The sequence below is a fragment of the Bradyrhizobium sp. CCBAU 51627 genome, from assembly GCF_028128765.1.
In the GTDB taxonomy this organism is placed as follows: domain Bacteria; phylum Pseudomonadota; class Alphaproteobacteria; order Rhizobiales; family Xanthobacteraceae; genus Bradyrhizobium.
On sequence record NZ_LBJG01000075.1, the window covers coordinates 20,403 to 42,318 of the forward strand.

The following is a 21,916-nucleotide window of genomic DNA, read 5'->3' on the forward strand; positions in this document are numbered from 1 at the left end:
CTTATTGTCATCGCTTTTAGCATCGGGGCGAGGCCGCGCAAGCGCACGCCGCTATTGCGCAACGCCCTCAGGTTGTTACATGCTGTCGCCACAAGGAGACGCCGTGGACGCCATCAACCCAAGTGTGGAGCTGACCGAGGCTGAGCGGATCGACCGGCTGCGGCTGATCCGCTCCGACAATGTCGGGCCGCGCACCTTCCGCTCGCTGGTCGATCATTTCGGCACGGCCCGCGCCGCGCTGGAGCGGCTGCCTGATCTGGCACGCCGCGGCGGCGCACAGCGATCCGGGCGCATCTGTAGTGCGGACGAAGCGAAGGCCGAGCTCGTCGCAAGCCGCCAATTCGGCATGGCCTGGCTCGCGCCCGGGGAAGAGGGCTATCCGGCGCGGCTGGCGACGCTTGACGATGCGCCGCCGCTGCTCGCGGTGCGCGGTGACACCAGGACGCTGATGCGGCCGATGATCGCGATCGTCGGCTCGCGCAATGCCTCTGGCGCCGGGCTCAAATTCGCAGGCCAGCTTGCCCGCGAGCTCGGCGAAGCCGGCTTCATCATCATCTCGGGGCTCGCCCGCGGCGTCGACCAGGCTGCTCATCGCGCCAGCGTCGGGACCGGCACGATCGCGGTGCTCGCCGGCGGCCAGGACTGCATCTATCCGCCCGAGCACAGCGATCTGCTTGCCGCGATCGTCGATCACCAGGGCGCAGCGATCTCCGAAATGCCGCTCGGCCACGAGCCGCGCGCCCGCGACTTCCCGCGCCGCAACCGGCTGATCTCGGGCGCCGCACTCGGCGTGGTCGTGGTGGAGGCAGCGCACCGCTCGGGCTCGCTGATCACCGCGCGCATGGCCGCCGAACAAGGCCGCGAAGTGTTCGCAGTCCCAGGCTCGCCGCTCGATCCGCGCGCAGCCGGGACCAATGACCTGATCAAGCAGGGCGCAACGCTGGTCACGGAAGCTTCCGACATCATCAACGCGGTCCAGCCGATCATGGAGCGGCCGCTGATGATTCCTGCGAGAGAGCCCGACAGCGAACCGTTCGAGAGCGATCCGCAAGGGCACGACCGCGACCAGATCACGAACCTGCTCGGCCCCGCCCCCATCTCGATCGACGATCTCGTGCGAATGTCCGGCGCCTCGCCTGCAATTGTGCGCACCGTACTGCTGGAGCTCGAGCTTGCCGGTCGCCTCGAGCGTCACGGCGGGGGATTGGTGTCGCTACTCTAGGCGCCGTTGCGCTCGTCGAAGTGCGTGCGCGCCGCCGCGATCTGCGCCTGGTGCGCGATCGCCCACTCGCCAAGCGCCTTCACCGGCTGCTGCAACCCGCGACCGAGGTCGGTCAGCTCGTAGTCCACGCGCGGCGGAATGGTCGGGAAGATCGTGCGCGTGACGAGGCCGTCACGCTCCAGTCCGCGCAAGGTCAGGGTCAGCATCCGCTGCGAGATGCCGTTGATCATGCGCTTCAGCTCGTTGAAGCGTTTCGGCCCGTCGCTGAGCATCATGATCACGAACACACTCCATTTGTCGCCGACGCGGGACAGCACGGAAGCAACCCCGCGGCAATCCGCATGGTTCGGATCCGGCATTGGATCGGGCCTTTGATGCGGCTCCGGCGCGGCAGGCAAATCGCTGTGCGTCGGTTTCAATAATGTGCCCATGGCTCAAAAAAGTGCGTTCTTGCGGGGATTTCGACAGTCACTCATGTAGTGCGGGTTACAAATCTATACCATGGGTGACCCCAATGAAACTCCTCCATCTCGACTCCAGCGTGCTTGGCCCCCACTCGGTCTCCAGGCAGGTTTCCGCCGCCATCGTCGACCGCCTCAAGCAGGCCACGCCCACCCTTCAAATCGTCTATCGCGACCTGACCCAGGCCCCGCTTGCCCATCTCTCCGGCTCGCACCTCGCCGCCGCGCAAGGCGCTCCCGCGCCCGCGGAACTTGGACCGGACCTCGCCGCGAGCGCGGCCGTGCTCGACGAGTTTCTCGCTGCCGACATCGTCGTGATCGGCGCGCCCATGTACAACTTCACCATCCCAAGCCAGCTCAAGGCCTGGATCGACCGCATCCTGGTGGCGGGGAAGACATTTAAGTATGGCGCGACTGGGCCCGAGGGGCTCGCCGGCCGCAAGCGCGTGATCGTGGCGATTTCACGCGGCGGCTATTACGGTGCGGCGACGCCCTACGCCGCCGGAGAACATCTCGAAACCTATTTGCGCTGGGTGTTCGGCTTCATGGGGGTCACCGGCGTCGAATTCATCTCCGCCGACGGTATCCAGGTCGGCCCGGAACATCGCGAGAAGGCGCTTGCTGGCGCGCTCGAGGCGGCAACGAGCCTGCACGCGGCCTGAGCGTTATGCCGACATCATCAGCCGCCAAACTATCTGCGGCGGCTGATGCACCGGCCGATGGTCCGGAAAGCTAGAACCAGGCGCCCTGTACACCCAGGATCACGGCAACGAGTGACATGAGCAGGCCGATCCCCGAAAAGATGACGACCCCAATGAACTCTGATGTATCGGAACGTTTGGCGGGAACTGCGGAGCGTTCGGTGTAAATGCGTGTGACTGAAATCGGCGAAGCAATGCGGGCTGCTTTCGGCATAACGGACTCCTTTTTAAAAAAATGAGTCTTTTGACCCCCGGCCCGTAGAAGGGTCTTTGCAACGCGCGCGAAGGTTCAACGCATCCCGCAAGGTTCAGGAAAATACATCTCAGGGCACGAGGGAACCGGCCGGCGCAACCGCTCGCGGTTTGCGCGGCCGGCTCAGTGTTCAGATGAGTTGATCAGCCACGATAGATCGGCGCGCCGCTCGGCGAGGCCACGGCGCCGCCGTCCACGAAGATCTCCTGTCCCTGAATATGTGCGGCATCGTCGGAGGCGAGGAACAGCACTGTCTTCGAGATGTGATCCGGTTCACCAATGCGGCCGAGCGGCGTCATCAACCCGATCCGCTGCTCGAACGCCTTCTCGGCTTCGGGCGTTGCGATCGCCGCGCCCCAGATCGGCGTGCGGATCGCGCCGGGCGCGACCACGTTGACGCGGATGCCGCGCGGCGACAGTTCCGAAGCCATGATACGCGCCATCGCGCGCACGCCCGCCTTCGCCGCGCCGTAAGCGGAGTAGCCGGGAACGCCAAGCACCGATATCACCGAGCCGTTGAGGATAATCGAGGCGTTGTCGTTGAGATAAGGCAGCGCTGACTGCACGGTAAAGAACACGCCGGTCAGATTGGTGCTGATCACCTTTTCAAACGTCTCCAGCGTCGCCGAGCCGAGCGGCGTGCTGCCCGGAATGCCGGCGTTGGCGAACACGATGTCGAGCTTGCCGAACTTTTCCGCGCCTTGCTTGATCGCAGCCTCGGTCGCGGCGACGTCGGTGGCGTCAGCGACAACGGCGAGCGCATTCGCGCCCAACGCCTTCGCCGCAGTATCCAGCGTCTCCTTGTTGCGTCCGGTAATGATCACCTTTGCCCCCTCGGCTACGAACAGCTTTGCCGTTGCCAATCCAATGCCGCCATTGCCGCCGGTAATCAGGGCCGTCTTGCCTTTCAGTCTCACGCTCGCCTCCGTGTGGTTGCATTATTAAACCAGATTGCCATTTAGGCCGCATGGTTTTATGATGCAACCACACAAGCGCGTGATCCACGCTGAAGCCGGGCAAACGCGACAGGACGAGAACGATGGTGAAACGAACGAGCTTCGAGGGCGATTCATGCCCGATCGCGCGCTCGCTTGAGGCGCTTGGCGACTGGTGGTCGTTCTTGATCATTCGCGAGGCGTTGTTCGGGCTGCGTCGCTTCGGCGAATTCCAGAACAAGCTCGGCCTCGCCAAGAACATCTTGTCCGTGCGGCTGCGCTCCCTCGTCGATCACGGAATCCTCGCGACCGCGCCAGCCTCCGACGGCAGCGCCTACCAGGAATACGTGCTCACGCCGAAGGGCCGCGGCACCTTCCCGATCCTGGTGGCGCTCCGGCAATGGAGTGAGGAATTCGACGATGCCCCCGAAGAGATCGCGACCATCCTGGTCGATCGCGCCAAAGGCCGTCCGGTGAAGAAGCTCGAAATGCGCGCCGAAGACGGGCGCCTGCTCAGCCCGGCGGATACCATGCTGAAGCCACGGCCGGCGCCACGACGGCGGTCGGCGCACTAGTTACTGTTTGGCAAGCCGTCACTCCACACGCGATGTCATTGTCCGCTTGACCGGGCGATCCGATCCAGTATTGCAGAGACGGCCCAGATTCCCCGATAAGCTGAGGCGTACTGGATTTCCCGCCTTCGCGGGGAATGACGGCGATGGTGGAGCAACAGCCAGCCCATCACGATAGCTTGCGCTTGCTCCGCAGCCGCAGGTGCTCGTCGGCTTCGAGCTTGGTCATCCCCAGGAGATAATGCAGCACGTCAAGTTTGTGCCGCTCGGCAAGCTTGCGCAATGCGCCGACCTGCTCGGCGATGAAGGCCACGGCTTCATCGACGCCGCCTTCGCCCGGTTCCTCGCTGCGTGAGCCTCCCCGCGCGCCTGATGCGGCGCGCGCCCGTTTCTTTCCTGGCTTTGCCACCAGCCCCACCCGAATCCATGCCCCCAGGAACATTACGCCCATAGCGGCCGCAACTCCAAGGTTGTAATTTGCAACTTTCTCGATATGAAACTTTTCCCATCCCGCGGGCTTTCAACACCCCTCGATTTGACAGCGGCGGCCTCACCACCCATGTTCGGGTCGAAACGGCCGACCCGAGTCCTTTCGTTTTCGGCCCGAAATTTTCCCGTAAGTTACTGGAACTACATGAATATCGTCATTGTGGAGTCGCCGGCGAAAGCCAAGACGATCAACAAATATTTGGGCTCGTCCTATGAGGTTCTGGCCTCGTTCGGCCATGTCCGCGACTTGCCCGCGAAGAACGGTTCCGTCGATCCCGAGGCCAATTTCAAGATGATCTGGGAGGTCGACCCCAAGGCGGCCGGCCGGCTCAACGACATTGCCAGGTCCCTGAAGGGCGCCGACCGCCTGATTCTGGCGACCGACCCTGATCGCGAGGGCGAGGCCATCTCCTGGCACGTGCTGGAGGTGCTGAAGGAAAAGCGCGCGTTGAAAGATCAGAAGATCGAGCGCGTGGTGTTCAACGCCATCACCAAGCAGGCTGTCTCGGAAGCGATGAAGCATCCGCGCCAGATCGACGGCGCGCTGGTCGACGCCTATATGGCGCGCCGCGCGCTGGACTACCTGGTCGGCTTCACCCTTTCCCCCGTGCTGTGGCGCAAGCTGCCGGGCGCCCGCTCGGCCGGTCGCGTGCAGTCGGTCGCGCTGCGGCTGGTCTGCGACCGCGAACTCGAGATCGAGAAGTTCGTGCCGCGTGAATATTGGTCGTTGATCGCGACCTTGCTGACGCCGCGCGGCGAGGCCTTCGAGGCGCGTCTGGTCGGCGCCGACGGCAAGAAGATCCAGCGTCTCGACATCGGCACCGGCGCGGAAGCCGAAGACTTCAAGAAGGCGCTGGAACTGGCGACCTATGCCGTCACGTCAGTCGATGCCAAACCGGCTCGCCGCAATCCGCAGGCGCCCTTCACCACCTCCACGCTGCAGCAGGAAGCCAGCCGCAAATACGGCTTTGCGCCCGCACACACGATGCGGATCGCCCAGCGCCTCTATGAAGGCATCGACATCGGCGGCGAGACCACCGGACTCATTACTTATATGCGTACCGACGGCGTGCAGATCGCCCCCGAGGCGATCACCCAGGCGCGCAAGGTCATCGGCGAGGATTACGGCAAGGCTTACGTGCCGGATGCGCCGCGCCAGTACCAGGCCAAGGCGAAGAACGCCCAGGAAGCGCACGAAGCGATCCGCCCGACGGACATGTCGCGCCGCCCCGACAGCATGAGCCGCAAGCTCGATGCCGATCAGGCCAGGCTCTATGAGCTGATCTGGAAACGCACCATCGCAAGCCAGATGGAATCGGCCGAGCTCGAGCGCACCACCGTCGACATCACGGCGAAGGCAGGCGGTCGCACCCTGGAACTGCGCGCCACCGGCCAGGTCGTCAAGTTCGACGGTTTCCTCACGCTCTACCAGGAAGGCCGCGACGATGAGGAGGACGAGGATTCCCGCCGCCTGCCGGCGATGAGCCAGGGCGAGGCGATCAAGCGCGAGTCGCTCTCCGTCACCCAGCATTTCACAGAGCCGCCACCGCGCTTCTCGGAGGCTTCGCTGGTCAAGCGCATGGAAGAGCTCGGCATCGGCCGGCCCTCGACCTATGCCTCGATCCTCCAGGTCCTGAAGGACCGCGGCTACGTCAAGCTCGAGAAGAAGCGCCTGCACGGCGAGGACAAGGGCCGCGTCGTGGTCGCGTTCCTTGAAATCTTCTTCAACCGCTACGTCGAGTATGATTTTACGGCCAATCTGGAGGAGCAGCTCGACCGCATCTCCAACAACGAGATCTCCTGGCAGCAGGTGCTGAAGGATTTCTGGACCGGCTTCATCGGCGCCGTCGACGAGATCAAGGATCTGCGTGTCGCGCAGGTGCTCGACGTGCTCGACGAGATGCTGGGCCAGCACATTTATCCGCCACGCGCCGACGGCGGCGACATCAGGCAGTGCCCGAGCTGCGGCACCGGCCGATTGAACCTGAAGGCCGGCAAGTTCGGTGCTTTCGTCGGCTGCTCGAACTATCCGGAGTGCCGCTACACCCGTCAGCTCGCCGCGGACAGCGAGACCACCGCCGACCGCTCGCTCGGCCAGGATCCCGACACGGGTCGCGATGTCTGGGTCAAGGCCGGGCGCTTCGGCCCCTACATCCAGCTGGGCGAGCAGAAGGATTACGAGGAAGGCGAGAAGCCGAAGCGTGCGGGTATTCCCAAGGGCACCTCACCCAGCGATGTCGACCTTGAGCTTGCGCTCAAGCTGTTGTCGCTGCCGCGCGAGATCGGCAAGCATCCCGAGACCGGTCAGCCGATCACCGCGGGCCTCGGCCGCTTTGGGCCGTTTGTGAAGCATGAGAAGACCTATGCCAGCCTCGAGGCCGGCGACGAGGTCTTCGATATCGGCCTCAATCGCGCAGTGACGTTGATCGCGGAGAAGGTCGCGAAGGGGCCGAGCCGTCGCTTCGGCGCCGACCCCGGCAAGGCGCTCGGCGATCATCCGACGCTCGGCACCGTCACCGTGAAGAGCGGTCGCTACGGCGCCTATGTCACGGCAGGCGGCGTCAACGCGACGATCCCGGCCGAGTTCGAAAAGGACACCGTGACGCTTGCCCAGGCAATCGCGCTGATCGACGAGCGCGCGGCCAAAGGCGGGGGCACGGCCAAGGCGAAGAAGGCCGCGAAGCCGGCCAAGGCCAAGAAGACTGCAGCGAGGGCCACCGACGGCGACAACGCGCCCAAGCCCAAAAAACCGGCTGCAAAGAAAGCGGCCAAGACCAAATCCGAATCCACCAGCAAGGCGCGCGCAGGCGTGGCGTCGACGGCCAAGACTTCTGCCACAAAGCCGTCGGCGACCAAGTCAGGTGGCGCAGCCAAAGCTCCGGCCAAGAAGAGTGCCGGCACCAATTAGAGGTTAAGTGAAACGCAAGAATGACCGTGGCTTTCCCGACCGGCAAGCCATCGTCGCCTTCATCAAGGCACATCCAGGAAAGGTCGGAACCCGCGACATCGCGCGCGAGTTCGGCCTGAAGAACGCCGATCGCGTCGAGCTCAAGCGCTTGCTGCGCGAGCTTGCCGACGACGGCACGATCAAGAAGAAGCGCCATACGGTTTCAGAACCGGACGCGCTGCCGCCGACGCTGCTCGCCGACATCACCGGCCGTGACAGCGATGGCGAGCTGATCGCCTCCCCCGCCGAATGGGACGAGGTCGAGAGCGGCGAGCCGCCAAAGATCCTCATCGAGATGCCGCGCCGGCCGAAGCCCGGCACTGCCGCCGGCGTCGGCGACCGCGCGCTGCTGCGGGTCGAGCGTACCGACGAGAGCGAAGGTCCGGCCTATCGCGGCCGCATCATCAAGGTCATCGACAAGGCCAGGAGCCGCATCCTCGGCGTGTTCCGAGCTCTTCCCGAAGGCGGCGGACGGCTCATCCCGGTTGACAAGAAGATGGCCGACCGCGAGCTGAACATCGCGAAAACCGATACGGGTGGCGCGCAGGATGGCGACCTCGTCAGCGTCGACATCGTCCGCACCCGCGGCTTTGGCCTGGCCTCCGGCCGCGTCAAGGAGAAGCTCGGCTCGGTCAAGAGCGAGAAGGCGATCAGCCTGATCGCGATCTACGCGCACGACATCCCCTTGCAATTCTCCCCCGCCGCGATACGCGATGCGGAAGCTGCAGAGACCGCGAACCTGAAGGGACGCGAGGACTGGCGCGACGTCCCGCTCGTCACCATCGATCCGCCTGACGCCAAGGATCACGACGACGCGGTGCATGCACAGGCCGATCCAGACCCGAACAACAAGGGCGGCTTCATCGTCGACGTCGCCATCGCCGATGTGAGCTTTTACGTGCGACCGGGCACCGCGCTCGACCGCGACGCGCTCGACCGCGGCAATTCGGTGTATTTCCCCGACCGCGTCGTGCCGATGCTGCCCGAGCGCATCTCCAACGATCTCTGCTCACTGGTGCCGGGCGAGCCGCGCGGCGCGCTCACGGTGCGGATGATCATTGCGCCTGATGGCCGTAAGCGTTCGCACAGCTTTCATCGCATCCTGATGCGTTCGGCCGCCAAGCTGAGCTACGCGCAGGCGCAGGCCGCGATCGATGGACGGCCTGACGACACCACCGGCCCCCTGCTCGATCCGATCCTGAGGCCGCTCTATGCGGCCTACGCCTGCGTCAAGCTTGCACGCGACGAACGCGATCCGCTCAATCTCGATCTGCCCGAGCGCAAGATCCTCCTGAAGAGCGACGGCACCGTCGACCGCGTCGTCGTGCCTGAACGTCTCGATGCGCACAAGCTGATCGAGGAGTTCATGATCCTCGCCAATGTCGCGGCGGCCGAGATGCTGGAGAAGAGATCGCTCCCGCTGATCTACCGCGTGCATGACGAGCCGACGCTGGAAAAGGTTCACGCGCTCTCGGAATTCCTGGAAACGCTCGACGTTCCCTTTGCCAAATCAGGCGCGCTGCGCCCCACGCTGTTCAACCGCGTGCTGGCGCAGCTCGAAGGCCACGACTATTACCCGCTGGTGAGCGAGGTGGTACTGCGCGCCCAGGCGCAGGCCGAATACTCTTCTGAGAATTACGGGCATTTCGGCTTGAACCTGCGCCGTTACGCGCATTTCACCTCGCCGATCCGCCGCTACGCCGACCTCGTCGTGCACCGCGCGCTGGTCCGCGCGCTCGGCCTCGGCGAAGGCGCCCTGCCCGAGAGCGAGACGCCGGAATCGCTCGGCGAGGTCGCCGCGCATATTTCCCTGACCGAACGGCGCGCGATGAAGGCGGAGCGCGAGACCGTCGACCGCCTGATCGCTCATCACCTCGCCGACCGTATCGGTGCGAGTTTTCAGGGCCGCGTCTCCGGCGTCACCCGCGCCGGCCTGTTCGTGAAGCTGAGTGAGACCGGCGCCGACGGATTGGTTCCGATCCGATCCCTTGGCACGGAATATTTCAACTATGACGAGAGCCGCCACGCGCTGATCGGCACGCGCAGCGGCACCATGTACCAGCTCGGAGATGTCGTCGACGTCCGTCTGATTGAGGCTGCTCCGGTCGCAGGCGCACTGCGCTTCGAGTTGCTGCCATCCTCCAGCGAGACGAGCCCGCGCGAGCGCAGGCGCCCCGGTCAACAACGCCGCCCGTCGTTCAAGGCCCATCCGGGCCGCAGCCCGGATAAAAAACGCAAGCCGCCGCGGCCAAAATCCGGCAAAGCGAAGGGCAAAGGAAAGAACAAGGGAAAGGCTAAAGGGAAGAAGGGCAAGGCATGGTGACGATGAGCACAGTTCCAAAGATCTGGACCCGCGAGACCGGCCTCGTCGAGAAGCGCGACGTGTTTGCCGCGCTGAAACGCGGTTTTCGCGGCCGCTGCCCGCGCTGTGGCGAGGGAAAGCTGTTTCGCGCCTTCCTGAAGACCGCGGACAATTGCTCGGTCTGCGACCTCGACTTCACGCCGCATCGCGCCGACGACCTGCCCGCCTACCTCGTCATCGTCATCGTCGGCCATATCGTGGTGCCCACGATCCTCTGGATCGAGACCAATTACACCACGCCGGTCTGGCTCAGCTTTGCCGCCTATCTGCCCTTCACCTTCTTCGCCTCGCTCGGGCTGCTGCAGCCGGTGAAGGGAGCTGTGGTCGGCTTGCAATGGGCTCTGCGCATGCACGGGTTTGACGACAACCCGCCGGATGGTATTCCGCCTGTGTAAGCAAATAGAAGCGTTTCGGGTGAGGACATGACGGATATTGCGCAAGCCGAGGAGAAGGCCGGGATCCACGAGGGGAAGGAGGCCGACCACCATCCCTATTTCCGTCCGAAGGATGCGGCGACACTGATCCTGGTCGATCGCAGCGGCACTGTGCCAAAGGTGCTGGTCGGCAAGCGCCACGACAAGGTGGTGTTCATGCCCGGCAAATTCGTTTTCCCCGGCGGCCGCGTCGACAAGGACGATCATCGTGTGCCGGTCGCGGCGCCCATCACCGCCGAACTCGAAACCAATCTCGCCAAGGGCAGTCCAAAGACCCCGGCCTCGCGCGCAAAATCGCTGGCGATTGCCGCGATCCGCGAAGCGTGCGAGGAGACCGGCCTCTGCCTCGGGCGAAAGTCCGAGGGCAAGGCGAGGCTCGAAGGTCCATGGAAACCGTTCGCCGATGCGGGCCTCTTGCCCGATCCCTCCAGCCTGTTCCTGATCGCGCGCGCAATCACCCCACCCGGCCGCGTCAAGCGCTTCGACACGCGCTTCTTCACGGCGGATGCGTCCGCAATCACCCACCACGTCGAGGGCGTGATTCACGCCGACGCCGAGCTCGTCGAGCTGGTCTGGGTCGAGCTTGGCTCAAAACCGCTCGCCGATCTGCATCCGATGACGCGCAACGTGCTCAACGAGCTCGACACGCGCCTTGCCACCGGTCCACTCCGTCACGATGCGCCGGTGCCGTTCTTCCATTTCTACGGCGGCAAGATGCAGAAGGATATTTTGAGCTGATCAATCTGCATCGTCGGAATCGGGCTCGGTGCCGACATAGTCGCGCGCGGGGAGTTTCAGGAGGCGGCCGATCTCGCCGGCGAGCTTGTCCGCCTCCTCGCGGCTGGTAAAGCTCTGAAGCGTGATCGGCTCGGTGCCCTTGCTGCCGCAGAGGTTGACGTCGTAGGTCGTCAGCTCGGGATCATAGTCGTCGGTGATGCTGATGAAATGATATTCGGCGAGATCGCGCTGCTTGCGGATATTCAGCGGGCCGAACTGCCTGGTGATGACGATCTGGCGCAGCGCCTCGTTGAGCACGACGAAGGTGCGGAATGTCAGCAGGATCAGTCCGGGAACGCCGATGAGCAGCCCGAGTCCGGTAAACACCAGCACCGGCACGAGGTCGTCGGCAAGCCTGCCGAAGCCGGAAAAATCCTGGCGCAGGCCGAGTGCGACATTCCAGAGCAGATAGGCGCTCGCCGCGAGCAGCGGCAGCGACAGCAGCCGGCCGAACCAGGGCATTGGCCGGTCGATCCGGACGATGCCGCCATCTACGGTCATTGCGCTGGCCATGAGAGGTCCCCTCGGAAGCAAAGGTTCTTGGCTTGGTCGGTATGAGAGGTGGATTGGTTCGATCGGACCCCTCCTCTCGTAATTCCGCCAAGTCATCGCGTTCGAGCACTCGCGCCGCCGGCATGGCCGGGCTTGTCCCGGCCATCCACGTCTCGCCTCGGAGCACGAAGTTCGTGGATGCCCGGACAAGCCCGGGCATGACGTTGAGGAAGCAGCGACGTCCCGCAAATGACGCGATTGTGCTGAACGTGTCGCAAAAAACAAAAAAATCTTCCCTCCCCCACCGATGGTGGCGTTCCCCGCCGTGCCTATGTCTTTCCCCAACAACACCAGAACGGGATTTGGGCGCGATGGCACAACGGCAACTCAAGCTTGGCGCGTTCATGCGCCCGATCAGCATCCACACCGGCGCCTGGCGCTATCCTGGAGCCTGGCCCGACGCCAATTTCAATTTCGGGCACATCAAGACGCTGATCCAGAAGCTCGAGGCCGGCAAGTTCGACGCCTTCTTCATGGCCGATCACCTCGCTGTGCTGAACATGCCGATCAACGCGCTCAAGCGCAGCCACACCGTGACCTCGTTCGAGCCGTTCACGCTGCTGTCGGCGCTCTCGGCTGTCACCGAGCGCATCGGCCTGATCGCGACCGGTTCGACCACGTTCGACGAGCCCTATCACGTCGCGCGGCGCTTCGCCTCGCTCGACCATCTCAGCGGCGGGCGCGCGGGATGGAACATCGTGACCACCTCGAATCCGGACGCGGCGCTGAATTTTGGTCTCGATGATCACATGGAGCATGCCGAGCGCTACAAGCGCGCCCGCGAGTTCTACGACGTGGTCACGGGCCTGTGGGATTCCTTCGCCGACGACGCCTTCGTGCGCGACGTCGAGGGCGGACTGTTCTTCGAGCCCTCGAAGATGCATGTGCTCGACCATGTCGGCAAATATCTGAAGGTGCGCGGCCCCCTCAACATCGCCCGCCCCGTGCAGGGCTGGCCCGTCATCGTGCAGGCCGGCGCCTCGGAAGACGGCAAGCAGCTCGCGGCCGAGACGGCGGAAGCCGTCTTCACCGGCGGCGGCAGCCTCGCTGACGGACAGAAGCTCTACGCCGACATCAAGGGCCGGATGGAGAAGATCGGCCGCGACCCCGAGCATCTGAAGATCCTGCCCGGCGCATTTGTCGTGGTCGGCGACAGCGTCGAGGAGGCGAAGGAAAAACGCGCCCTGCTCGACAGCCGCGTGCATTACGACAGCGCCATCGCTTCGCTCTCGGTCATCCTCGGCACCGATGCCTCCGGATTCGATCCGGATGGCCAATTGCCTGATATCCCGGAGACCAACGCCAGCAAGAGCGGCCGCCAGCGCATGGTCGACCTCGCCAGGCGCGACAAGCTCACGGTACGCCAGCTCGCCCAGCGCGTCGGCGGCTATGGCGGGCTGTCCTTCGTCGGCACGGCCAAGACCATCGCCGACCAGATGGAGGAATGGCTGGTCGGACGCGGCTCTGATGGCTTCAACATCATGTTCCCGTTCCTGCCCCAAGGCCTCGACGATTTCGTCGACAAGGTGGTCCCGGAGCTGCAGCGGCGCGGGATTTTCCGGAAAGAGTATGAAGGGGCCACTTTGAGGGAGAATCTGGGCCTTCCCCGGCCAAAAAACCGCTTCTTCGAAGGGTGAAAAGGCCCGATTTGGGTGGTTTCCTGCCCCTAAATCCTTGACTTCCCCCGGTTTCTGGCTAGGTTGCCGGCCAACGCGGGCCGTTTGGCCGGCTCCAGATTCCCTTCATTTCTGAGGTTCAGAACATGGCCAAAGCGGTCACCATCAAGGTCAAGCTCGTGTCCTCGGCCGACACCGGCTTCTACTACGTCGCCAAGAAGAATTCGCGCACCATGACCGACAAGCTGGTCAAGAAGAAGTATGACCCGGTCGCGCGAAAGCACGTCGAATTCAAGGAAGCCAAGATCAAGTAAGATCGGCGAGAATTGAAGAGTTTTGCGGGGCCCTTTCGGGGGCCCCGTTTTTGTTTCCGCTCTCGTGGCCCGGACGCGCAACAAGCCACCAGCCTCACGAAATCCTGGCGTGGTTAGAAAGACTAGCCTCGCTGCCTTCAATTGCGGGGGATACGACTTCCATCGCTCCAAACCATTCATGAATCGCAGAGAGCGCCGAGCCGCCGCGGCCAGACAATCCGGAAAGGTCTCACCGGCCGCACTCTGCCAGGCTGGCTTTGCGCATTTTCAATCGGGACGCATTGCCGAGGCCGAGCTGTGTTGCCGGCAGGCGCTGACATTGGACGAACAACACCCGGATGCTCTCCATCTGCTCGGGGCGCTCTGTTTTCACGCGCAGCAACCTGACGCCGCCGTGGAATGGATCGGGCGAGCGGTCCGGCAGGCGCCGAAGGCGGAGTATCTCGTCAGTCTCACCACGGTGCTGGAGCGGCAAGGTCGGCTCGAGGACGCGCGACAACACTACCGCCATGCGCTGCGCCTCAAACCCGAAGATGCGGGTCTCTGGAATCACGTCGGCAACCTGCTCTGGCAGCTCGGATACAAGGACGAAGCCGCGCAGCATTTGCAGCGGGCCCTGAAGCTCAATCCGCACTATTGGGAGGCCGCACATAATGGCGGCATGCTGCTGCTCGAGCTCGGCCGGCATGCAGAAGCCGTGGCTTGCTTCGACATCGCCGAAAAACTGAATCCAAGTTCCGCAGCACTGTATCAGATGCGCGCCGTTTGCCTGTCAGCGCTCAACCGCTTCGACGAAGCGGAAGCCGACTACGAAAAATCGATTGCGCTGGATCCAAGCCTTGCGGAGACGCACAACAATCTCGGCCTGCTGCATTGGCGTTTCGGCCGGCCGGAGCAGGCCTTTGCCTGTTTTGATCGGGCACTGGCACTTCGCCCGAATTTTCATGCCGTGCTCAACAACAAGGCCGTGGTCTTGCTGCATCTGCAATTGCTGGACGAGGCTTTCGCGACCCTGCATAGATCGCTCGCCGCCGCACCTGATGATGCGCAGACGCTGTTCTATCTGGCGACGCTTCAGCTCCTGACCGGCGACTTCGAGCGCGGCTGGCTTGCGCGCGAGGCGCGTTGGCGGCTTCCATCCGTCGGCCTGGTCGATCGCGGCTTTTCGCAAGCCCTTTGGCGTGGCGATCAGCCGCTCGAAGGCAAAACCATCCTGCTGCACTCCGACGAGGGACTGGGCGACGCGATCCAGTTCGCGCGCTATGTGCCGTTGGTGGCCGCGCTTGGAGCGCGCGTGATCCTCGAAGTCGAGCCTCCGATCCAGCGGCTCCTGGCCGGCATCACCGGGGTTGCAGAGTGTGTCGGCCGGTCGGCCGTGCCGGCATTCGACCTGCACTGCCCGCTCGGCACGCTGCCTTTGGCATTCGGGACACGCCTCGACACGATCCCGCTCGCGCAAGGCTACGTTTCTGCGCCGCCGGCAGCGCGGGTGGACGCGTGGGACGATCGGCTCGGTCCCCGTACCCGCTTCCGCGTCGGCCTGGTCTGGGCGGGCAATCCCGATCACAAGAACGATCACGACAGATCTATAGCGCTGCGCACGCTTGCGCCGCTGCTTGATTGCGGCGTCCAGTTCGTCTCCCTGCAAAAAGGCGTCCGCGATCAGGACCGGGCCTTCCTCGAGCAGCATCCTGACATTGTCGACCTGACGCAACATCTGACGGATTTCAGCGAAACGGCGGCACTGGTCTCCTGCCTTGACCTGGTGATCTCGGTCGACACCAGCGTCGCCCACCTCGCCGGCGCGCTCGGCGCGCCAGTCTGGACGCTGGTGCCCTTCAACCCGGATTGGCGCTGGCTGCTCAATCGCACCGACAGCCCGTGGTATCAGTCGATGCGGCTGTTCAGGCAGCCGGCGCGCGGCGACTGGGGCAGCGTGGTGGACCGGGTTCGCGCCGAACTGGAGAGCCTGGTGTCGGTGTGGCCACTGCCCGTCTCGGCGAAGGCGAACTCCGTGCCGTCCTAGCCCTGACGGCTGCTCGACGACGGAATGCTTGCGTGCGTGGGCACGAGGTTCGCTATACGAACAGATCGTGCATGAGATGGTGCTGAGCGCCTCTTGCGTGATCAAGGGCGCTGTGCTCGGCGTCTGAAGGACCAATTGGCGCGAAATCATCGAAGGGCACCGATCTGTCATGTCCGGCCGTGAGCGGGCCGTATCCGATGAAATCGGCTGAGTGCCCATCGTGCACGTCAGAACCATACGGCGCGTCGGAAGCTGCAATGTCATTCTTGAAATGAAACGAATCTCCGAGCGGCGGGGCAGCCGCCGTTTGTGCCTGACCGGACTCGTCGGCAGCTTGGCCCTTGGCTCCGGCGTGCTGGCTCGAATCCGCATGCGAGTTTCCGGGAGCGTTTCCGGACGACCCGTGCAACTCCCGTTCGGATTGGCCGGAATTGGCGCCGCCGGCCGACCTCGCCTCATCCCTCGCAAGTTGTTCGGCAGTGGCCGAACCGTCTTCCGAATGGTGCAAATCGCGCTGCGATTGCCCGTGAGCGGAATTGGCCTCCGGTGCGCCTTGCTCGTCCTGCTGCTTGGAGCCCGGGCCGCCGTCCTCAGCATCTTGCAAACCACGTTGCGGTTGACCGGGATCGGACTCGTCTCCCGCGGTCGCCTGCGCCTTGTCATGGTCGGTTTTTCCGAGCGCGTCGGAAGCGACCGCCTGCGCGAAACCGCCATGATCGATCGGGGCGTCAATGGCTCCGGATCCGACGTGCGGATTGCCGCCGTTGCTTACGCTATCTTCGCCCGCGTTCGCACCGATGGCCTGAACGGCATCGACATTTCCGGAGATCGCATCGCTTCGAGGAGCCTCGAAGGCAAATGATTGATGGTATGTGTCAGGATGCCACCAGGCGAGGTTGTCGACACTGCCGCGTGTCGCATCGGCACTGCTGTTAAAATCGAGGGCTGCCGACTCGCCGGTACCACTTCCTGGAGCTGCCGCAAAAACGGTATCACCAAAACTAGACGCGTGCGCGACGCTGTTCAGCAGCTCGCAAATCCAGATCCCGACCGCCGTCATCACGAAAGGACCGTAGCTGCCCAAGGCGGCTCTTGCAGCGTTGGATGCCTGCAACGCGATCGTCCCCGGCGCTATATCGGTGCTGGATTGGACGAGTTTGCCGGCCTGCCCCGGCGTCTCAGTTATGGGAGTTTCTCCGCGGCCGGCTTTGAACGCGGATTTCGCCGTCTTGCCCGAGGCAGACGTCGTCTTCTTGTCGTTGATTTTGATGGTGACAGCCTCGGTCGTACCATCTGCGGGCACCACCGTAAGAGTGTCGGTCAACGCCTCGCCGGATGCGGTGGCATTGGCGGCCCTAAAGTCGTCTAGGGCAGCGTAAATCAGGGCTGCAAGGGCACCAATTCCGCCGTAGAGGCGCGACAGAGCGAACGCTGCCACCTCGGTCCGGCTCTTGATCTCAAGCTGTGTAGATATGCGATCGAGCCGCGCCTTGATGGTGCCTGGGGAGACCTTGAGCTCGCGCGCGATCTGTTTGTTCGACATGCCATAAGCGACCAGGCGCATGATTTTGCGCTCCTGGTCCGTCAGTGCCGCCAGTCTATTGTCCCCCAACGCGCCATTTTGTTCCTTGCCGGCCGTCGCCCGGTCCGGGGTGGATGCCACCAGCCTCAGGGACTGCAACAACGTTTTGGGTTCCTCGCGCATGGAAATCGCGCAGCAAGCCCCCGCCGCGATGGCCGCAGCGAGATCGCCATCGGCGAGGGATGCAGTGTAGAAGACCAGCCGTGTCGGAATATTTTCGGCGTGGACGACGGCGAGCATGTCAGAAGCCGTCACGTCCGAAAATCCGTCCTCGACAAGCACGAGATCCGGCATCAAGGTCCGAACCACCTTTAGGCAACCGGCTCCATCAAGACACGAAGCGACGATCGCGAAGTCATGCTCCGCCGCAAACAGCGTCGCAAACCCCTGCAGAACGATAGGGCGGCGATCTGCTATCACGAGCCGGATGGGACGCATGCGCGTTTTCGTCGCCAGCATTGTGAGCTCAACGAAATATGTCTTCGAGGTTTGCGCGCCACTGTCAAGACCAGCGCGGCAACGCCTGACATCGCTCCAGGTTCCAGCAGGAATCAGCGGCCGCAGCGGTCGATTGCGACAAGCAGTCCGGCCACGTCCCGCCTACACCGTCCGCAGCACCGGGGCTGGCGGCTGCGATGGCCTCACAAGCGCGAACGCGACCTGGATGAGGCCGCCGGCAAGGCCCAGCGCGACGCCGATGCGCCAGGCCATGGTGTAGGAGCCGAGCGCGTCGTAGATCAGCCCTCCTCCGTAGGCGCCGAGGAAGCTGCCGATCTGATGGCTCATGAAGGCAAGGCCCTGGATCATGGCCTGCCAGCGCAGGCCGAACATTTCGGCGACGGCGCCCGCGACCAGCGGGCCGACGCCCATCCAGAGGAAGCCCATGATGGCCCCGAACAGCAGCGTCGAGAACGGCGTCGCCGGCAGCATGAAGTACCAGGCGAGCGCGAGCGAGCGCAGGATGTAGATCCCGCCCAGCAGCGCCAGCTTGTTCCAGCGCTGGCCGGCCCAGCCGAAGAACAGCGAGCCCAGCACGTTGAAGCCGCCGATCATGCCGAGCGTCTGCGCGCTCAGCATCGGATCGAGGCCGCAGATCGCCAGATAGGACGGCAGATGCGTCGTGAGGAAGACGAGCTGCATGCCGCAGACGAGATAGGCGCAGGTCATCACCATGAAAGCGGCGTTGCCGAACGCCGCCCTGGTCACGGACGCAGCCGTGGCATCGCCGATGTCGTCGGCAGCCGGCTTCGGCAGCGGGATGGCGTCGACGCGGCCGGCGTACCAGGCGGCAGGGATCATCAGCGCCGACATGATGACGAAGCCGGCGAGCCCGATGCGCCAGCCAAAGCCCTCGTTGAGCAGCTGCCCGATCGGCGCCGACAGCAGCGCGCCGAGCGAGCCCGCGCCGGACACGATGCCGAGCACGGTCGAGCGCACCGTTGCGGGCACCGCGCGCGCTGCCACCGACATCGCGATCGCAGCCGCCGTGCAGGCGAGCGAGGTGCCGATCAACACGCCGGCGCCGATCATGATGCTGACGAGCCCGTTCGCGGTCGTCATCAGGATGAGGCCCCCGATGTACATCAGCGCACCGGCGATCATGATCGGACGGAAGCCGAAGCGCACCGTCATCGCACCGGCAAGCGGCTGGAGAAAGCCCCAGGCGAGATTCTGCACGGCGAGTGCCAGCGTGAAGTCCGACACCGACAGGTGGATGTCGTGCGTCAGCGGCTGCATGAAGATGCCGAGCGACTGCCGCAGTCCCATGCTCAACGTCAGCATGATCGAGGCACCGATCAGGATCGGCAATGCCGGGCGCAGGACCTGCAACAGGGGCATTCTTGTTCTCCCTCATGGGCGCGGCATGCGCGCCGGCATCTGCATTTCGCGTTGATTTTTGTTACACAGACCTGTGTAATTAGTCTATAGGTAACGGGCGCTGTCAAGGCGCTTGTTACACAGGTCTGTGTTATGCCGTCCGCCGAAAAATCCGACATGAAGGAACGGATCCTCGAGACCGCCGACAAGCTGTTCTATCTGCAAGGCATTCGCGCCATCGGCGTCGACACCATCGCAGCCGAGGTCGGCATCTCCAAGCGCACGCTCTACAACCACTTCCCCTCCAAGGACACACTGATCGCGGCCTATCTCGAGCGCCGCTTCGTGCGTGCCCGTCCCTCCGACAAGCCGCCGGTCGAGCAAATCCTTGCCACCTTCGATTCGCTGGAGCGACGCTTTGCAGCGAAGGATTTCCGTGGCTGCCCGTTCGTGAATGCGGTCGCCGAGCTCGGCCCGCAGGACCGCGCCGTGAGGAAGATCGCCATCGCCTTCAAGGAAAGCCGCCGCGTCTGGTTTCGCGAACGGCTGAAAGAGCTCGGCGTTGCGGACGCGGAGGCACTCGCGACGCAGCTCGTGCTGCTGGTCGACGGCTCCATCGCCCAGGACCTCGTGCGTGACGATCCCGCGATGGCGCGCGCGGCGAAGGAAGCGGCGAAGGTGCTGCTGCGGAATGCCGGGGTGGATGTGGGTGGGGATGCGGTGAAGCCTGTGGTGAAGCGCAAGCGCCCACCCCAATAACCACTGTCGCCGTACCTTTCGGTGTCATCACCCGCGAAAGCGGGTGATCCAGTATTCCAGAGACAGCGAGGTTCGAACCGAGAGTCCGCGGCGCACTGGATTCCCCGCTTTCGCGGGGAATGACAGCGGAGTTTAGGGGAACGGTTACAGCCCCAGGCTATACACTGCAGCCAGTTGCGCGAACGGTTACGCCGCCTGCGACACCACGCGATTTCGACCGTCGTGCTTGGCACGATAGAGCGCCGTATCGGCGCGCTTGAGGACGTCGGCGACCGCCTCGCCCTTCTGCTCCAGCGTGGTGAGGCCGATCGAGATCGTCACCTCGATGTGCTTGGTACCCTTGTGGACGGCGAACGGCTCGCCCGCGATGGAGCGGCGCAGGCGCTCGGCGACCATGCCGGCGACGTGAAGGTCGGTCTCGGGCATCACGATGACGAACTCCTCGCCGCCATAGCGGCAGGCGAGATCGATGCCGCGGATCGACTTGCGCACGCGCACCGCGAATTCACGCAGCACGTCGTCGCCGGCGTCGTGGCCGTAGGTGTCATTGATCGACTTGAAATAATCGATGTCGAGGATCATCAGCGCCAAGGGCTTGCCGCGCGTCGAGGCCTGCTCGGCGAGCGTTGCCAGATGGCTCTCCATGTAACGGCGATTGTGCAGGCCGGTGAGCGCGTCGGTGATCGCCATCTCGATCGAGTTCTGCACGTTGTCGCGCAAATGATCGGTGTAGCGGCGGCGGCGGATCTGGGTGCGGGCGCGCGCCAGGAGTTCGGTCTTGTCGATCGGGCGCAGCAGGTAGTCGTTGACACCGATCTCGAGACCACGCAGCAGCCGCGTGGAATTTTCCGCTTCCGCAATCGCAAGGATCGGCACGTGGCGCGTGCGCTCGAGTGAACGGGCCTGGCTGCAGAGCCGCAAGCCATCGAAATTGCTCAGATCGAGCGAGACGATCAGGAGATCGTAATTGCCCTCGGCGGCGTGGAACAGCGCTTCGGTCGGGTTGGGCTCGACGTCGACAGTGTGCTCGGCGGCGAGGATCGTCGCCAGCCGTTCATAGGAGGACGCGCGGTCGTCGACCAGGAGGATGCGGCCGCCCTTGCCGGTGTCAGCCACCGCGGTCCGCTCTGGCGCCTGCATGCCGATCTCGAGCGAGGTGATGGCGCGCATGCGCAGCTCATCGGTCATCATCTTCAGCCGCGTCAGCGAGCGTACGCGCGCGATCAGCACGACGTCGGAGACGGGTTTGGTGAGGAAGTCGTCGGCGCCGGCCTCCAGGCCGCGGTTGCGGTCCGACGGGCTATCGAGCGCGGTGACCATGACGACGGGAATGTGGTGCGTGGCCGGATCGGTCTTGAGGCGACGGCAGACTTCATAGCCGTCCATATCCGGCATCATCACGTCGAGCAGGATGATGTCGCATTCGGCGCGGCGGGCCAGCGCCAGCGCCTCGGTTCCGTTCGAGGCGGTCATTACGTCGAAATATTCGGCGGAGAGACGGGCCTCCAGCAGTTTGACGTTGGCGGGAACGTCGTCGACCACAAGGATACGCGCGGACACTGTGAACTCACTTCCTATCCGATAAAACGCCGGACCGTCTCGATGAATTTGCCGACCGAGATCGGCTTGGACAAATAGGCTTCGCAGCCGCCTTCGCGGATGCGCTCTTCGTCGCCCTTCATCGCGAAGGCCGTGACCGCGACGACGGGAATGACGCGCAGCTCCGGATCGTCCTTGATCCAGCGCGTCACCTCGAGCCCCGAGACCTGCGGCAACTGGATATCCATCAGCACGAGGTCGGGCCGCATCTTGCGCACGAGATCGAGCGCCTCGTAGCCGTTGCTGGTGCCTGATGTCTGGTAGCCATGCGCCTCCAGCAGGTCGCGGAAGAGCTTCATGTTGAGCTCGTTGTCTTCCACGATCAGGACGGTCTTAGCCATCCCGCCCTCCTGTTTGGTCCTGACGACCGATGCATGTGACGCCTCAGGCGCCGCTTTCCGGCGCTTCGAAAACTGGATTCAAACTAGCCTCAGATTCGCTTGAGTTTCGTTAAACCCGAGGGGCCACTTTCTGCGATGTGGTTTCCAGTTGCTTGT

Annotated in this window: 20 protein-coding genes; 11 read left to right on the forward strand and 9 right to left on the reverse strand. The window is 64.0% G+C overall.

All coding sequences use genetic code 11. From position 1 onward, the window contains the following. The first annotated feature begins 79 nt into the window (after nt 1-79). Nucleotides 80-1,222 carry a DNA-processing protein DprA gene (gene dprA / locus XH88_RS26795; RefSeq protein ID WP_271671239.1) on the forward strand — a complete coding sequence of 381 codons (1,143 nt, stop codon included), beginning with the start codon at nt 80-82 and terminating at the stop codon, nt 1,220-1,222. Here the strand turns inward: dprA and XH88_RS26800 are convergent. Then, nucleotides 1,219-1,653: a winged helix-turn-helix transcriptional regulator gene (locus XH88_RS26800; protein ID WP_271671240.1), complete on the reverse strand. Its 435-nt coding sequence runs from the start codon at nt 1,651-1,653 to the stop codon at nt 1,219-1,221. The genes dprA and XH88_RS26800 overlap by 4 nt on opposite strands. Before the next feature lie 83 nt (nt 1,654-1,736). On the opposite strand from XH88_RS26800, the gene XH88_RS26805 reads away from it, so the two are divergent. Next, nucleotides 1,737-2,345, forward strand: coding sequence for an FMN-dependent NADH-azoreductase (locus XH88_RS26805; protein WP_271671241.1), 609 nt, complete (start codon nt 1,737-1,739; stop codon nt 2,343-2,345). 70 nt (nt 2,346-2,415) lie between these two features. Here XH88_RS26805 and XH88_RS26810 read toward each other — a convergent pair whose 3' ends face one another. Next, nucleotides 2,416-2,598: a hypothetical protein gene (locus tag XH88_RS26810; protein ID WP_271671242.1), complete on the reverse strand. Its 183-nt coding sequence runs from the start codon at nt 2,596-2,598 to the stop codon at nt 2,416-2,418. A 182-nt stretch (nt 2,599-2,780) separates the two neighbouring features. After that, the gene (locus XH88_RS26815) at nt 2,781-3,554 is read right to left on the reverse strand and encodes an SDR family oxidoreductase (protein WP_271671243.1); all 774 of its coding nucleotides are present in this window, start codon (nt 3,552-3,554) and stop codon (nt 2,781-2,783) included. Between the two features lie 122 nt (nt 3,555-3,676). Here XH88_RS26815 and XH88_RS26820 point away from each other — a divergent pair, with 122 nt between their 5' ends. Continuing rightward, on the forward strand, nt 3,677-4,147 hold the full coding sequence (locus XH88_RS26820; protein ID WP_271671244.1) for a winged helix-turn-helix transcriptional regulator: 471 nt from the start codon (nt 3,677-3,679) through the stop codon (nt 4,145-4,147). A gap of 166 nt (nt 4,148-4,313) precedes the next feature. Here the strand turns inward: XH88_RS26820 and XH88_RS26825 are convergent, their stop codons facing one another. Next, nucleotides 4,314-4,553, reverse strand: coding sequence for a hypothetical protein (locus XH88_RS26825; RefSeq protein ID WP_271671245.1), 240 nt, complete (start codon nt 4,551-4,553; stop codon nt 4,314-4,316). 225 nt (nt 4,554-4,778) lie between these two features. Here XH88_RS26825 and topA point away from each other — a divergent pair, with 225 nt between their 5' ends. From topA to XH88_RS26845, 4 genes are read left to right on the forward strand one after another with little or no spacing between them, the layout of a single operon-like run. Next, nucleotides 4,779-7,541, forward strand: a complete 2,763-nt coding sequence (topA, locus tag XH88_RS26830; protein WP_271671246.1) for a type I DNA topoisomerase — start codon at nt 4,779-4,781, stop codon at nt 7,539-7,541. 7 nt (nt 7,542-7,548) lie between these two features. Further along, the gene (gene rnr / locus XH88_RS26835) at nt 7,549-9,903 is read left to right on the forward strand and encodes a ribonuclease R (RefSeq protein WP_271671247.1); all 2,355 of its coding nucleotides are present in this window, start codon (nt 7,549-7,551) and stop codon (nt 9,901-9,903) included. Then, nucleotides 9,897-10,337: a DUF983 domain-containing protein gene (locus XH88_RS26840; RefSeq protein ID WP_271671248.1), complete on the forward strand. Its 441-nt coding sequence runs from the start codon at nt 9,897-9,899 to the stop codon at nt 10,335-10,337. Before rnr ends, XH88_RS26840 begins: the two co-directional genes overlap by 7 nt. A gap of 27 nt (nt 10,338-10,364) precedes the next feature. Continuing rightward, nucleotides 10,365-11,114 (forward strand): NUDIX hydrolase, encoded by a 750-nt coding sequence (locus tag XH88_RS26845; RefSeq protein ID WP_271671249.1) that lies wholly within the window; start codon nt 10,365-10,367, stop codon nt 11,112-11,114. On the opposite strand, the gene XH88_RS26850 is transcribed toward XH88_RS26845, so the two are convergent. Continuing rightward, nucleotides 11,115-11,666 (reverse strand): hypothetical protein, encoded by a 552-nt coding sequence (locus tag XH88_RS26850; protein ID WP_271671250.1) that lies wholly within the window; start codon nt 11,664-11,666, stop codon nt 11,115-11,117. Between the two features lie 350 nt (nt 11,667-12,016). Between XH88_RS26850 and XH88_RS26855 the strand changes: the two genes are divergently transcribed. From XH88_RS26855 to XH88_RS26865, 3 genes are all read left to right on the forward strand, one after another. Beyond that, nucleotides 12,017-13,342, forward strand: a complete 1,326-nt coding sequence (locus XH88_RS26855) for an LLM class flavin-dependent oxidoreductase (RefSeq protein ID WP_271671251.1) — start codon at nt 12,017-12,019, stop codon at nt 13,340-13,342. Nucleotides 13,343-13,467: 125 nt separating this feature from the next. Next, on the forward strand, nt 13,468-13,635 hold the full coding sequence (gene rpmG, locus XH88_RS26860; protein WP_057756569.1) for a 50S ribosomal protein L33: 168 nt from the start codon (nt 13,468-13,470) through the stop codon (nt 13,633-13,635). 178 nt (nt 13,636-13,813) lie between these two features. Beyond that, a complete protein-coding gene (locus tag XH88_RS26865; protein WP_271671252.1) occupies nt 13,814-15,661 on the forward strand; it encodes a tetratricopeptide repeat protein in 1,848 nt (615 codons plus the stop codon). 52 nt (nt 15,662-15,713) lie between these two features. Here XH88_RS26865 and XH88_RS26870 read toward each other — a convergent pair whose 3' ends face one another. Together XH88_RS26870 and XH88_RS26875 are read right to left on the reverse strand one after the other, a co-directional pair. Then, on the reverse strand, nt 15,714-17,702 hold the full coding sequence (locus XH88_RS26870; RefSeq protein ID WP_271671253.1) for a LuxR C-terminal-related transcriptional regulator: 1,989 nt from the start codon (nt 17,700-17,702) through the stop codon (nt 15,714-15,716). Between the two features lie 141 nt (nt 17,703-17,843). Further along, a complete protein-coding gene (locus tag XH88_RS26875; protein WP_271671254.1) occupies nt 17,844-19,082 on the reverse strand; it encodes an MFS transporter in 1,239 nt (412 codons plus the stop codon). A gap of 156 nt (nt 19,083-19,238) precedes the next feature. On the opposite strand from XH88_RS26875, the gene XH88_RS26880 reads away from it, so the two are divergent. Next, on the forward strand, nt 19,239-19,820 hold the full coding sequence (locus tag XH88_RS26880; RefSeq protein WP_271671255.1) for a TetR/AcrR family transcriptional regulator: 582 nt from the start codon (nt 19,239-19,241) through the stop codon (nt 19,818-19,820). Nucleotides 19,821-20,006: 186 nt separating this feature from the next. Here the strand turns inward: XH88_RS26880 and XH88_RS26885 are convergent, their stop codons facing one another. Together XH88_RS26885 and XH88_RS26890 are read right to left on the reverse strand one after the other, a co-directional pair. After that, nucleotides 20,007-21,380, reverse strand: a complete 1,374-nt coding sequence (locus tag XH88_RS26885) for a PleD family two-component system response regulator (protein WP_271671256.1) — start codon at nt 21,378-21,380, stop codon at nt 20,007-20,009. A 14-nt stretch (nt 21,381-21,394) separates the two neighbouring features. Further along, on the reverse strand, nt 21,395-21,760 hold the full coding sequence (locus XH88_RS26890) for a response regulator (protein ID WP_271671257.1): 366 nt from the start codon (nt 21,758-21,760) through the stop codon (nt 21,395-21,397). Between the last annotated feature and the right edge of the window lie 156 nt (nt 21,761-21,916).

What these genes read in the sequence shown, in the direction of transcription:
- dprA (WP_271671239.1), top strand. Translation starts at nt 80, where the DNA reads ATGCTGTCGCCACAAGGAGACGCCGTGGACGCCATCAACCCAAGTGTG.
- XH88_RS26870 (WP_271671253.1), bottom strand. Translation starts at nt 17,702, where the DNA reads ATGCTGGCGACGAAAACGCGCATGCGTCCCATCCGGCTCGTGATAGCA.
- XH88_RS26800 (WP_271671240.1), bottom strand. Translation starts at nt 1,653, where the DNA reads ATGGGCACATTATTGAAACCGACGCACAGCGATTTGCCTGCCGCGCCG.
- XH88_RS26880 (WP_271671255.1), top strand. Translation starts at nt 19,239, where the DNA reads ATGAAGGAACGGATCCTCGAGACCGCCGACAAGCTGTTCTATCTGCAA.
- XH88_RS26855 (WP_271671251.1), top strand. Translation starts at nt 12,017, where the DNA reads ATGGCACAACGGCAACTCAAGCTTGGCGCGTTCATGCGCCCGATCAGC.
- XH88_RS26875 (WP_271671254.1), bottom strand. Translation starts at nt 19,082, where the DNA reads ATGCCCCTGTTGCAGGTCCTGCGCCCGGCATTGCCGATCCTGATCGGT.
- XH88_RS26845 (WP_271671249.1), top strand. Translation starts at nt 10,365, where the DNA reads ATGACGGATATTGCGCAAGCCGAGGAGAAGGCCGGGATCCACGAGGGG.
- XH88_RS26850 (WP_271671250.1), bottom strand. Translation starts at nt 11,666, where the DNA reads ATGGCCAGCGCAATGACCGTAGATGGCGGCATCGTCCGGATCGACCGG.
- XH88_RS26805 (WP_271671241.1), top strand. Translation starts at nt 1,737, where the DNA reads ATGAAACTCCTCCATCTCGACTCCAGCGTGCTTGGCCCCCACTCGGTC.
- XH88_RS26840 (WP_271671248.1), top strand. Translation starts at nt 9,897, where the DNA reads ATGGTGACGATGAGCACAGTTCCAAAGATCTGGACCCGCGAGACCGGC.
- topA (WP_271671246.1), top strand. Translation starts at nt 4,779, where the DNA reads ATGAATATCGTCATTGTGGAGTCGCCGGCGAAAGCCAAGACGATCAAC.
- XH88_RS26820 (WP_271671244.1), top strand. Translation starts at nt 3,677, where the DNA reads ATGGTGAAACGAACGAGCTTCGAGGGCGATTCATGCCCGATCGCGCGC.
- XH88_RS26810 (WP_271671242.1), bottom strand. Translation starts at nt 2,598, where the DNA reads ATGCCGAAAGCAGCCCGCATTGCTTCGCCGATTTCAGTCACACGCATT.
- rpmG (WP_057756569.1), top strand. Translation starts at nt 13,468, where the DNA reads ATGGCCAAAGCGGTCACCATCAAGGTCAAGCTCGTGTCCTCGGCCGAC.
- XH88_RS26865 (WP_271671252.1), top strand. Translation starts at nt 13,814, where the DNA reads ATGAATCGCAGAGAGCGCCGAGCCGCCGCGGCCAGACAATCCGGAAAG.
- XH88_RS26890 (WP_271671257.1), bottom strand. Translation starts at nt 21,760, where the DNA reads ATGGCTAAGACCGTCCTGATCGTGGAAGACAACGAGCTCAACATGAAG.